Raw genomic sequence first — 13,612 nt, 5'->3', positions numbered from 1 at the left:
CGATGGTCCGCTTCCCGCTTGGTCGCCCTGAAGCCGTCCCCTAAGCCTTAGCAAACATCTCCGACACATACTTCAGCAGTTGCCCATCGATATTCGGCAGGCCGTCGGAAAACTGGGTTAGTTTGCCTGGGGTGCAGCGCATGAGGACGTTGGTGGGTTCGCCTTCGTCGTTGGAGGAGTTGACGGCGTTGAGTTCGATGAGTTTGTCGTAAAGGTCGTCTTCGAGTTGGACTCTCTGCGCCTCCGTCATTCTGATGCGGCCGACGCAGACGCCAGGGTGGATGTTGTGGGACAGGGATTCCTCCTGGAAGCGGCGTCGAAACAGGCTGTCCAGGGCGGAGCCTTCCTCCAATAAATAGCGACGTCCGGACTGATAAAAGGAGCCGTCGCCAAAGTCATCGATGTAGCCGAGGATCTCGGCGATGCGCAGATAAAAGCGCAGACTGGTCTCGCTGAGCCCATGTTTCTCCGCCACAGCTTCCGGCGTCATATTGTGGGACGTCACCATGTTGATGAAATCGAGCAGGTAAGGGTGCTCCAGAAACAGCTCGCTCTGTTTGTCGGAAATAAACTGCTCGTTCTCATGCTGCAGCTTGTTGGCGAGTTTGGTCAGCTCCACCAGATCGGTATTAAGGTAGCCGACATACATCAGGATCTTATCCAGTCCCAGTGACGGGTTGTGCAGGTGACGCTTGATGCTCGACAGGGGGATGCCGGTTTTCTCCGACAAATAGCCGTAACTCAGCCCCTCGTCTTTGATTCTTCTTCTGATGGCGGCAAGTAAAAACTTCGGCCCGATATGCATCTCGCCAGACTCCGTGATTTTTGTTGTTAGGATGCTCGCCCAAGAGGCGTTTAACTCCTTCGGATCATACCAGACGCCTTCGTAATTCGGTGCTAGCAAAAAAGCGTAAGCCCAGGGCCATTATCGAAAGCCTGCGCCCCCAATTACGACTGCAGTCGCCAACACTTCACAACGAGACGGTTATGGCGCTTTGCCCCTTCTTCTTTACTGCCCTGCGCTGAACTTACAGGCGATCCAAAATGCGGACGCCGGTGAGGTTACGCTTCTGTTAGGTAATGGGGGCCGTGGCGCTGGGGCGTTTAAAAGATGAGGTAATGTTGCGATTTGAATGGCGTGTATTTATTAACTAATTTTTAAGTTTGATTATAAATAGAGCTACTCTATTTATAGACAATCCTCTATTGGTAGCCAATTCATACTGCGCAACGTTATTTTCTACGGTTGACAAAGATAAAAATTAAAAGAATGCGCCAAATCAAATTAATATAAGATCAATTTAAGTAAACGTTCCCAAGTATTAATAACCTTGTTCTTTACCGGTTGAACTGTTTTAAATAATGCGCTAACGTGAGCTGGCCATTTGTGAACAATTGGTTGCAAATGGTCTGTGGAAGCTGGCTGTATATTGACGGCTGTGACATAGATTGCAGAGGGTGTGTTGTAGCGCTAAAAGAGCGCATTGATGTATCCGCTTCCTAACATTTTTTAATGTTAAATTCATGAATCTATCTCTGAAGGCATAGCAGAATCAGCATGTCTTCAGATGTGTTGTAATTAAAGGAAAGCATAGTTTCTTTTTTTGCATGCAGTCTCATATCAATGTTGTGACTAGAAGGGTAGCAAGCTGGGGTTTCCCCGCGAGGAGTAAATAAGTGATGGATGTACTTTTCCGACTTTCGCTAGGACGCACTCGTCCGCCCGCAATTTAATCTCAAAAAATAAGCTAACAAAAACAAGCGTCTAGACATATTCTGGGCGGCTTTTGGCTTGTTTTACGCGGATGGCGCGGGCCATTCAAACATTTCCAGCGCTTCTGAGAGGGACGGCGACTGCATGCTGTTTCCTCTGGTGTTGTATTGTCGCTAGTTGTTCCCTGCAACTTTGCGTCGGCATTTTATCAAGTGAAATTAGGGATTTTAATGCTTGAGAAAACTTCATGAAATTACGTAAGGCAACCCGTTATGAACAGTTTCAGTGGCTGCGCTATCGACGTAACCCTGATGATCCTGGCCTGACACTAAAGTATCGGTTTGAATTAGCTGGAAACATTGATTTTCAGGTGTTAAATGAGGCTTTAAAAGTAACGCTTTTAAATGGATTTAATTGCCTGTTAAGTTTCTTTTCAGAAAGGGATGATGCGCTTTTAGTCGGCTGTTATAGATTGCCCGATAGAGTGGTGGATATCGTTACCGATAAGTCGCAATGGATGCATTCAGAACCCATTGATCCCGCCGGCGACAAGTTGTTCAGATTTACTTGTTTTACTGAGGATAATAAGGTCACTGGGCTGAAGTTAGAATTTAGCCATTTGGTCTTTGACGGCGAGTGCTATCAACCCTTTATAAATACATTGTCTGACTATTGGCGTCGTCGGGAGCGCCTGGATGATCAGGGCAGGGAAGAAACGAAAATATCGTTTACGCAAATCGGCGAAACGCCGGTTAATGAAGCGTCCGTAGACTACTGGAAGGCGAACCTGCAAGGCGCACGATTGTCGCAGACGCTGCCGTTTTGTTTCAAAACCCCGAAAGAGAAAGGCGTGTATCTCTCGGTTAAGCGTACGCTGGCGATCAACCCTACGCTGGCTGCCAAGCCTTTGCCGACCGGGATACCAGCACTGGACGAAGGGAGCGCCACTCCAATCGGAGCCTTGTTGGAACAGCGCGATCTCACCCTGTTTCAGTTCGTCGTCGCGGTTACCGCCGCAGTTATAAAACTGTACTCTGCGACGGAAGACCATGACGAGGAACGCGTCACTATCGCTCATACGGTCAATTGTCGGGGCGAGCAGCAGGCCTTTGGCTGTTTCACCAATCTGATTCCGCTATTCGTCAAGGTTAACCCTGATCAAGACGGCGCGGCATTGCTCAATAGCGTCAAGCAAGCGCGACAGGCCGTACGCCCGCATCAACACACGCCCACGCTGCAATGGGTTGAGTGGGCGGACCCGCGCGCTAATCATGGCGGCCGATTGCTTAATCTGGTGGTGAACGCTTCTGATGGACTTGTGCCTTACGCCGCACCGGCGTTGACGGGATGCCAAGTGAAGCTGAGCGAACGTCCAGATACCGGAGGCCAGAATGATCTCGCCATCAACTTCAGTTGCGATGGCGATCAACTGTTTTTGTCCTTCGATTCTTCCTCCCGTTTTATGGCGAGGGAAACCCTGACGGCGCTGGCGGATAATTTTGTCAAAGTCGCGGCTTTCCTCGCCTCATCGCCAGAGCGCCCACTGCGTGAATGCCGCCTCAGCCAGCCTTTGACGCCGGTTAGTTGCGGCGAACGTGACGAGTCCACACCGCATACGCGCATTCTGGAAAGAGTGGCGCACGCCGCCAGACTCTACGCTAAAGCGCCCGCCATCAGCGATGAGCGGACGAACCTGACGTATGGCCAAACCTGCGCCGCCATCGGACGCCTGTACAGCGAAATCATGGCGCTTTTGGAGGCTCCTGCAAATGTCTCCACAAATGTCTCCACAAATGCCTTTGCGGCGCACAGTAGCATAGGCGTATTTCTTGAGCGGACGGTGGCGCTGCCGGTAGCTTATCTCAGCGCCCTGGCGTGTCAGCGCGCCTTTACGCCCATGGACCCACTGCTGCCCGATGAACGGCTCAGCTACATGATGGATGTGGCCAAGGTCGGCGTCCTCCTGGTGGATGCGCGCACGCGCGCCCGAGCGGAAACGCTGTTTCCCGGCGCCGCGATCATCAACGTCGACGCCTCACTCGCCCTGGCGATTCAGGAATCGGTCAGCGTTGATGGTATTGAACTGGCGCTGGTGACGAACGCGAACCCTGACGCCACAGCCTATGTGATGTTCACCTCCGGGTCGACTGGCAGGCCCAAAGGCGTGGCTATCAGTGCTGGCAATCTGGCGAACTTTCTCCTGTCAATGCAGGCCTCGCCGGGCTTTCAGGCAGGCGAGCGGATGCTCGCGCTGACGCCCATCAGTTTCGATATTTCCATCCTGGAGTTGTTATTGCCGCTGATGTGCGGCGGTGAGCTGCATATCGTCTCCGATCAGACCCGCGTGAGCGCGGAGCTGCTGGGGGACGCGCTCAATCAATGGCAGGCGGACGTGGCGCAGGCGACGCCGTCAACCTGGCGTATGTTGCAGCAGGCGGGCTGGCGCGCCGCCGGCGAACTGACCATTCTGTGCGGCGGCGAAGCGTTGGATAAAGAGCTGGCGCAATACCTGCTGCAACAGACCGGACAGTTATACAACATGTACGGGCCCACCGAGGCGACGATCTGGGCCAGCTGTCGCCGGGTGACGGACGCGGACCGGATTCCTCTGGGGCGGCCAGTCTTCAATAGCGACTACTACATTCTGGATGCGGAGGGCGACTCCGTGCTGCCGGGAATGCAGGGCGAACTGACGATCGCGGGCGAATGCGTTGGCAAAGGCTATTTGAACGCGCCCTCAGAGCAGGCTTTTGTCACCTTGCCGAATGGCGTCCGCGCCTACAAAACCGGCGATATCGTGCACTACCTGTCCCATCAGGACATAGAATACGTCGGCCGCCGGGACAGTCAGTACAAAGTGAACGGCTATCGGGTCGATACCGGCGAGGTGAGTCACCGCCTGAAAGAATTCGCCCCGGACGCCGCCGTTTTCACCGTGGTCAGGCATAAACCGGAAGCGCATCTGTGTTGTTTTGTCTGGGCCCCGGAGAGCAGCGGACTCGACATTGCAGTCGCGATGCAATGGCTCCAGCGCGCCTTGCCTTATTACATGGCGCCGAAAGCGCTGCATCGTTTGAGCCGTATTCCGTTAACCGCCAACGGCAAGGCGGACGTTAAACTCCTGAGCGAAGCCCCGTTGGCGGATCTACCGCTTGCAACGCAGCCGTTGCCGGCGTCGCCAGCTGCGTCAGAAACGGCTCTGCAAGAGCCGGGGCTTCAGCAGGAGATACGGAACCTGCTGCTGGAAAAACTCGATGTCACCGCGCCGGACCTTGATCAGCCTCTTGGGTGGCTGGGTCTGAACTCCATCAGCTACAACCTGCTTGCCGCGGCGATTCAGCAGCGTTTCGGTATCAGGTTTCGCAGCTATGAATTCTATCAGTTCAACACCATCAATGAGGTGGCCGGGGCTGTCCGTCAGCGTCAATCTCCGCAGCGGATCGCCAACTCGCAAGAGCGCCGAATTGATCGTCGCCGTGACAAAAACCAAAACCGAAACAACGATGACAGACTGGCCATCGTCGGAATGGCGGCCACTTTGCCGGGCGGAGACGATGCGGAAAGCTTCTGGCGAGCCTTATTGGACCGTAAGGACTGTATCGCCGCTGCGCCGGCGGACCGCTCTTTGTCGGGCTACCGCGCCGGATATATTTCCTCGGTCAGACGTTTTGACGCGCGCTTTTTCTCTATATCGCCCCTGGAAGCCACCAGAATGGACCCGCGTCAGCGAATGTTGCTGCAGGCCGCCTGGAGAGCGCTGGAGGACGCGGGCTATGCGCCATCTCAATTAGCTGGCGAGCGTATCGGATGTTATATGGCGGCCACCGGCAGCGACTACGCCTTATTACAGGCCCGCGATGGCGAAAAGCAGACGCCGTATTCGCTGTCGGGACATTCGCTGAGCATTCTGGCCAACCGCATTTCCGCCTTTTTTGACTGGAATGGTCCGTCATTTACCCTGGACACGGCCTGCTCCGGGGCGTTGACGGCGCTGGTGAAGGCCTGCCGGGATCTGCAGTCACGGGTCTGCGACGCCGCCATGGTGGGAGGCGTCAACCTGATTCTGGATGCGCAGATCAACGAAGGCCTGGAGGCGGGGCGTTTTATGTCCCCGGACAGTCGTTGCGCCACTTTCGACGCCAGCGCCAATGGCTATGTAAGAGGGGAAGGCGTGGGCTGCTTTATGGTCAAGCGCTTGCAGGACGCGCAGGCGGACGGAGACCTCATTCACGCTGTGATTGAAAGCGTGGCGGAGAACCACGGCGGCAAGGCCAATTCGCTGACGGCGCCGAATCCCAATGCCCAGTATCGCCTGCTGCTGGATGCTTACACGCCGGAACTGGCGCAACGGGTCAGCTATATCGAAACCCACGGCACAGGCACCCGCCTGGGCGACCCCATCGAAGTGGCGGCGCTGAAACGCGCCTTACAGGAGTTGACCGACGGCAATACCGCTCAAACGGTCTGGCTTGGCGCGGTCAAATCCAACATCGGCCATCTGGAGCCGGCGGCTGGCGTAGCGTCAGTGGTGAAAGTCATCAAAGCCTTCGAGCATGAACAGCTGCCCGCGAATCTGCATTTCCAGCATCTGAACCCGGAGATCGATCTGTCAGCGTCGCCATTTCAGGTGTTGGCGGACGCCATTCCCTGGCGCAGCGAGCACCCGTTGACGGCGGGAGTCAGTTCCTTTGGTTTCGGCGGCGCCAACGCCCACGTGGTTCTTTCCGCGCCCCCGCGGCGGGAGCGCCGTGCAGTGAGTCAGTACCACAAATACCTGATTCCTGTTTCCGCGCGCACCGCCGGCGCGTTGCAGAAACAGGTGGCGGCGCTGGCGCATTTCGTGGCTGAACGCCGCGTGGAGCTAGGGGAGAGCGGATTGCTCGATCTGGCCTTCACGTTGAGCAACGGGCGCGAACATTTCGAGCATCGCCACGCCTGGCTGGTGAGCGGCGTGGATGAATTACTGACGCAACTCCGATCCGGTCATGTTGGCGTGCATGCGCCTCGACACGGCCAATCTCAGAATGAACCAAGCGAGGATAATCACACGCTGGCTGCAGATGAGGCGACAGCCCCTGGAAGCCTTGATGATCTGGCCTGTCTGGCGCAGCTGCAATCGCGTTTCCTGCAAGGGCTCCATATTGACTGGCGGCGTCTGTACGAAGGCGCCGGCGGCGCCAAAATAAGGCTGCCGACCTATGTGTTCGACGAACGCGACTATTGGTATACCAAGAACCAGACAGGGCAGTACGCCAAACAGCAAGCAGGATTGGCGCAGGTAACAACAACAGCTAAGGATGGCGAGACAGATTATGAGCGCAAGCGTTAGACCCAGAGACTCTTTTTTTGATACCGAAGGACAATGGCGCAGCCTGCCAGCCGGCGATGGATTTCGCGTCAGCCTGCGAGACGATCACCCTTACTTTTCGCACCATCGCGTGCGCGGCTGGAAAGTCCTGCCCGGCGTGGTGTATCTGGAGCTGGCCCTGAGCGCCATCGCCAAGGCGCGGCCGGACTTCAAAACCGGATTTATCGACGACGTGGTCTGGTTGCGTCCCGTTCTCGCGAGTACGCCGGTGACGGACATTGACGTGCAATTGGCGCCGATAAGCCCCACGCGCTTTGAGTTCCGCATAGAACATGGGGGAGAGATGTGCGGCGGCGGCGTTGTGAACGCGCAAACAGCATCAGGGAGCGCTGATCCATTGGCGACGCCTTTGTGCGTGCGCAGCCAGGTCGGTGCGGAAACCCGGGATCACTTTCCGCGAAGCGAGGTCTACGCCGCCTTCGCCGACATGGGGATCGTCTACGGCCCATACTTTCAGCGCATCAGCTACGTGCAACGCCTCTCCAATAAGGCGTTGTCCTGGCTCAGCAACAACGACGGCGTTTTTCTGGGCTGGGCCAGCCTGCTGGACTGCGCGTTTCAGGCGGGCATGGCGATTTCCATTGGCGAGCGCAGGGAGAGTCTGATGCCGTATTCCCTGGGCCGACTGACCTTGCATCAGGCATTGCCCGACCAGGCCCTGGGCAGCGCCTTTGTGCTGACGGAGAAGCTGTCTCCGTTTCGCACCAACCTCACCATTTTTGACGAAGCCTACACCCCCTTGCTGTCTGTTTTTGACCTGGGCGTCAAACCATCACATTTACAATAAGGAGTATGAGGGATATGGAGTTTGCCGGAATTTCTCAAACGGCTATTGATTCGCTGGTATTTTCTCCCGAATGGAAAACCCTGCCTTTACCGGCGGCCCCGGAGGACGAGGTGGAGGAAGAGGAGCAGCCCCGGATCATCATTGTTCCACCATCGCAAGCGGCGCTGCGTCAGGAAATTGCCGAGCGTTCGCCTCAGGCGGACGTGCGCCTGCTGAACCCTCAATCCATTGATGATCTGGCGCGGGCTGTGGCTGACAACGCCGCGCTGCGTCTATGTTTCGTGACTCGCACTCCCTGGCGCGCCGCCGTGCCGGATGAAGACGTCAGCGCCTTTTTTCAGCTGCTTAAAGCGCTGGGGGACAAACCTGTGATCAAGCTGGACGTGTTCACGGACAAAGCCGTCGCCTGTCCGATGTTTGACAGCGTCACCCATCCTGTGGATGGCGTCTACGTGGGGCTGGCGCAGACTCTGGCCAAGGAGCGTCCGGAATGGACGGTGCGCAGTTTCTCGCTGCAAAAACTGACGGCGGACGCACTGCAGGACCTGTTGCGCATATCGCTGCCGACGCTGCCCGGAACGCCAGTCTGCATCGCAGACGGACGCTATGGCGTCGCCGACATGCAGCCGACGACCTTGCGCCCATGGCCTGCGCAGTCCGCTTTCCGCCAGCAGGGAACCTATGTGATTCTCGGCGGCGCCGGCGGGTTGGGCGGAAAGCTGGCGGAATATCTGGCCGTTCGCTATCAGGCGAAACTGGTTATCCTCGGGCGTCGCCCTGAGGCTCAAGACTTACTGATGCGACTGCGCAACCTGGGCGCTGCGGAGGCGCGCTATCACTCCGTCGATCTCAGTGACCGCGCCGCATTGCAGGCGGTGCTGGACCAGTACGCGGTGATTCATGGCGTGGTGCATTCCGCGCTGGTGCTGGAAGACGCGTCCTTGACGGCGATGTCCGAGCAGACGCTGTTCAATGTGCTGCGGCCGAAAGTTCACGGCGCCTACAATCTGGCGCGGGCGTTGAAGGGACGGACGCTGGATTTCTGCCTGTTTTTCTCTTCCATTCAGTCCTATATCGCCAATCCGGGGCAGGGCAACTACACCGCCGCCTGTGTGGCCAAAGACGCCTTCGCGGATTTATTGCACAACGGACTGATGATCAACAGCAAGGTCATCAACTGGGGCTTCTGGGGTTCGGTGGGCGTGGTGGCCTCGGAGCACTACCGAGAGCGCATGAAAAAGCTGCAAATCGGCTCCATTGAAGCGGACGAGGGCCTCGCCGTCATCGAACGTTTTCTGGTGACGGAGGGCAGGCAAATTACGGTGGTGAAGGCCTCAGATCTGGCGTTGAAACGCCTGCATATTACGCCTCATGTAATTAATCAAAAGACAACGAATCAAAATACAACTGTAATTAATCAAAATACAACGCCTGCAAGCGGCGCCGACGCCGACTTGATCCCGGCTTATCGCACGCAAGACCCGTTAGTCGCCCGTAACGAAGCGATGTCCGCCGCGTTGCAGGAGTACGCGCGCTGGCGTCTGGGCCAAACATCCATGCCGGAGGCCATTGCGCCCAAGTTCGGCAAGCTGGCGGCGGCGCTTAGAAGCATTAAGGCGGGACATTCACCGCAACGGGAGGAAGTGGTGCGCCGCTATCCAGAGCTGCAAGGGCATATCCGCCTGCTGGATCAATGCATCGAAAATCTGCCCGCCATTTTGCGCGGGGAGACCAATCCGCTGAGCGTGATCTTCCCTGATGGCGGCTTTGAGCTGGTGGAGCCGGTGTATCGGGACAACCCCATTGCGGACTACTTCAACCAGGTGGCGGCCAGAATCGTCGCCAACTTGCAAAAGGCGCGCGCGGGACGTCCTCTGCGCATTATCGAAATCGGCGCCGGCACCGGCAGCACTACTCAGTTTGTGTTGCCGCAACTGACGCCGGACAACGTCAGCTACACCTTTACCGACCTGTCTTTTGCGTTTTTGAACAAAGCCAGACGCCGGTTCGCCGACTATCCCTTTGTGGAATATAAAATCTGCAATATCGAGAAGCCGCCCGCGTTTGAGCAGCCCTTCGACGTAGTCATCGCCACCAACGTCATCCACGCCACGTCGGACTTGCCGGAAACCTTGCGTCAGGTGCGGCGTTTGTTGCGTGACGACGGCGTATTCGTGCTCAACGAAATCACTTCCTGCCAGGATTACGCGACCCTGACCTTCGGCCTCACGGACGGCTGGTGGCTGAGCCAGGACTCGTATCGCATTCCCAACAGTCCCTTACTGTCTGGAGACAGTTGGCGGCGTTTGATTTTGCAGGCGGGATTCCAGGGTGTGGACGCCCACGGCGGCGAAGATCAGCAAGTCATCGTCGGCTTCGCCGGGGCGGCCGTGCAGCAAAGCGCAGCGCCTCAACAGGCTGCGCTTCAGGCGCAGGATTTTCCGTTCGAAGAGACGTCTCAGGCTGACGCGGAGCCTGCGCAAACCGCGCCTCAGGAAGGCGTCGCCAGTCAGGCGTCCATTGAGGCGTTTTTACAGCAGGTTATCGCCGAGGTGCTGCAATTCGACCCCAGCGAAATCGAGCGTGACATGCCGTTCAGTGAAATGGGCGTCGACTCATTGATCTCCATGGAGCTATTGAAGCCGATCAAGGAAAAAACGGGATATTTGCCCGCCACGATCCTGTTCGAATATCCCACTATCCGACAGCTGGCGGAGCATATATTGACCGCCGGGCTGGGCTGGAGTGAAAGCGAGACAAGCGCAGCGCCGGTTGCGCCTCAGGTCGCAGTAGAGGAAACGCCGCCGAAACGGGACAGTCTGGCGGAAATCATGAATCAGGTTCGCGCGGTCATTGCGGACACCATGATGATGGAGCCGGAGGACGTGGAGGCGGACACGCCGTTTCAGGAGTACGGCGTTGACTCCATTATTTCGCTGGAGCTGATTCGGCCATTGAAGGAGATATTCGGTTATCTGCCCGCCACAGTGCTGTTCGAATATCCCAGCCTGCGCCAACTGGCGGAATACCTGGCGACTACTGTAGCGACGGCGTCCTCAGACGAGGCGGGGGCTGACAGCGCGTCTGCGCCGGTCTCGGAGACCGGTGAGTATCCCGACGATCATAGTGATCCAGATGCGCAGCTATCCCCTGTCGATCCAGCAGCGTCGTTATGGCGTCCTGGCGACATCGCCATTATCGGCATGTCGGCGCGATTACCCAAGGCGCAGGATGTGGCGCGTTTCTGGGACAATCTGCGCCAGGGTCGAGACTGCACCGATGTGATTCCGGCGGAGCGCTGGAAGCAGGAGGGATTCCTCACGGAGACGCCTCTTAATGGTCGCGGCAGCTACACCAATCGCGGCGCGTTTATTGACGACGTGGACGCCTTCGATCATGTGTTTTTCAATCTGACGCCCAACGAAGCCGCGCGAATGGACCCGCAAGAGCGGATCATGCTGGAACAGACTTACCGCTCAATGCTGGACGCAGGTTATACCCGCAGGCAGTGGGCGGGCAGCGACACCGCGGTGTTCGTGGGGGTGATGAACGGCGATTACGCCTGGCACACCCCAGTTCAAACGACCACTGCGCCGGCGACCTCGCTGTTCTGGTCGATGGCGAATCGCGCGTCCTACTTCTTTGACTGGCGCGGTCCCAGCATGGCGGTGGATACGGCGTGTTCCGCTTCGCTCACCGCATTGCACCTGGCCTGTCAGGCATTGAAAAACGGCGACTGCGAACAGGCGGTAGTGGGCGGCGTGAATCTCATTACCCATCCCCGGCACTACGAGCAGCTATGCGGTCTGCATATGCTGTCCCGCAGCGAACAATGCAAGCCTTTCGGCGCCAATGCGGACGGATTTGTCGATGGCGAAGGCGTGGTCTGTCTGGTGATGAAACGGGCGCAAGACGCCATGCGCGACAATGATCGCGTTTACGCCTTCATCAAAGGCTCCGCCATCAACGCCGGCGGCCGCTCCAACGGCTATACCGCGCCCAATCCGGAGGCTCAGGCGGCGTTGATCGGCAAAGCGCTGCGAGCCGCCGGCGTATCCGCCCAGGAGGTGGGCTATGTGGAGGCGCATGGCACCGGCACGGAGCTGGGCGACCCCATCGAACTGCGCGCGTTAAGCAAAAGCTACGGGGCGGCCGCGCCCCAGAGTATTCGTCTGGGGTCGGTCAAATCGAACGTGGGGCATCTGGAATCGGCGGCGGGTCTTTGCGGCGTGCTAAAAGCCGTTCTGCAAATGCATCACGGCGAGTGGGTTCCCTCACTGCACGCGGAGCAACTCAATCCCCATCTGGATTTCACTCAGACTCCGTTTCAGTTGAACAGAGAGCGGCGCGCATGGGACGCCGCGGCGCCCAGAGTGTCAGCGGTCAGCTCCTTCGGCGCCGGCGGCGGCAACGCCCATGTAGTGATTCAGGGCGTGGCGCAGGCGCGAACCCTGAGCGACGCTGCGCAGAGCGCACCCCAACCAGAGACTTATGTCATTCCGCTGTCCCATCACAGCAGCGCAGGACTGCAACAGACCCTGGACGGCCTGCGCGAGTGGCTGCAGGGACGGCGGGTGGATATGGACGCGCTGGCGTATACGCTGGCGTGCGCGCGGGATCACGAGCGCTTCCGCCGCGCTCTGGTGTGTCGCGATCAGGCTGATCTGATTCAACAACTGGGACGGGATCTGCAAATGACAGGCGTCGCGTCACAGAAAGAGACATCGGGACAAGCGCAACAAGCGTCCCCACAACAACTGACCCGCGACAACGCGGAAAGCGTCGCCGCCCTGTACGAAGCCGGAAACGATTTGCCCTGGCGCGATTTCTACCCGCAGCGGCGGCTGGCGGCGGTCCCGGAGTATGTGTTTATTCGCCACCGTCACTGGATTGACTCTGTTGAATCCAACTTCAAGGGCTTCCACTCGTTGACGCAGGCTCACCGCATTAACGGTCGCACCATGGCGCCCGCCGCCTGGACTTTGTCGACCCTGTGCGAAAACGCCGATGAAGGCGGCTTCGTCAACATTATGTGGAAAGACATGATCACCGATCCGCACAAGGTGGAGGTGATTGAGGAGGGCGGCCGCACGCTTTTCGTCGGACGCGGCGGCTTTACCCAGTATTGCAGTGCGGAACGAACCCAGGACGTCAGCGCTCCGCAAAATATCTCCGCCGTACTGGCGCGTCTGGGCATGGAAAACCCTTTACAGGCGATGGAGACAGACAACGCTCCGCGCCGGTCTCAGGCGGAAATCTATGCGGGCTTCAAGCAGCGCGGTTATGACTATGGTCAGCCGCTGCAGGGCATTCGCTGGGCGCACATCAGACCGGGCCTGGTCAGAGCCTTTTTACAGGTCGATCACGACTGGGGACAGCTGGTGTCTCCCGCACTGCTGGACGCCGGCCTGCAACTGGCGATTCTGGCGCCGGAGGGCGCTACCGCAAATAACGGCGGCGGCGAGAAAGCCGTCTTTATGCCCTATCACCTGGGGCGTTTGGCGGTCAACCGGTTGCCGGACAATGAAGCCGTGTATGCCTATTGCCTGGAGAAAACCAGCGCTCAGGCCAGTAAAGCCCGACGCTTTGATTTCTACTTCACCGACAGGCGCGGAGACGTGCTGATCATGCTCGAAGACATGGTGTCTGTCGTGGCGCGTCCGCACACGGAGGACGATGTCGATACGCGACCCCGGCAAGTGCGGCCAGAGCCCCGGTTTGAAGTCTTTGACCTGAGCTGAGG

At 57.8% G+C, this 13,612-nt stretch carries 4 protein-coding genes; 3 read left to right on the top strand and 1 reads right to left on the bottom strand.

What is annotated here, in order from left to right; genetic code table 11:
* Positions 1-40: 40 nt before the first annotated feature.
* Positions 41-805, bottom strand: a complete 765-nt coding sequence (locus HCH_RS15695; RefSeq protein WP_011397307.1) for a hypothetical protein — start codon at positions 803-805, stop codon at positions 41-43.
* Positions 806-1,961: 1,156 nt separating this feature from the next.
* On the opposite strand from HCH_RS15695, the gene HCH_RS15690 reads away from it, so the two are divergent.
* Genes HCH_RS15690 through HCH_RS15680 form a run of 3 tightly spaced genes read left to right on the top strand, consistent with a single transcriptional unit; the run spans position 1,962 to position 13,610 of the window.
* Positions 1,962-7,043: a beta-ketoacyl synthase N-terminal-like domain-containing protein gene (locus HCH_RS15690; protein WP_011397305.1), complete on the top strand. Its 5,082-nt coding sequence runs from the start codon at positions 1,962-1,964 to the stop codon at positions 7,041-7,043.
* Positions 7,027-7,869, top strand: coding sequence for a polyketide synthase dehydratase domain-containing protein (locus HCH_RS15685; RefSeq protein ID WP_041598698.1), 843 nt, complete (start codon positions 7,027-7,029; stop codon positions 7,867-7,869). The genes HCH_RS15690 and HCH_RS15685 overlap by 17 nt, the downstream gene beginning before the upstream one ends.
* Positions 7,870-7,883: 14 nt before the next feature.
* On the top strand, positions 7,884-13,610 hold the full coding sequence (locus tag HCH_RS15680; RefSeq protein ID WP_011397303.1) for an SDR family NAD(P)-dependent oxidoreductase: 5,727 nt from the start codon (positions 7,884-7,886) through the stop codon (positions 13,608-13,610).
* The last annotated feature ends 2 nt before the right edge of the window (positions 13,611-13,612 follow it).

It is taken from the genome of Hahella chejuensis KCTC 2396, from assembly GCF_000012985.1.
GTDB classification, from domain to species: domain Bacteria; phylum Pseudomonadota; class Gammaproteobacteria; order Pseudomonadales; family Oleiphilaceae; genus Hahella; species Hahella chejuensis.
This window is presented reverse-complemented; position numbering and strand designations above follow the sequence as displayed.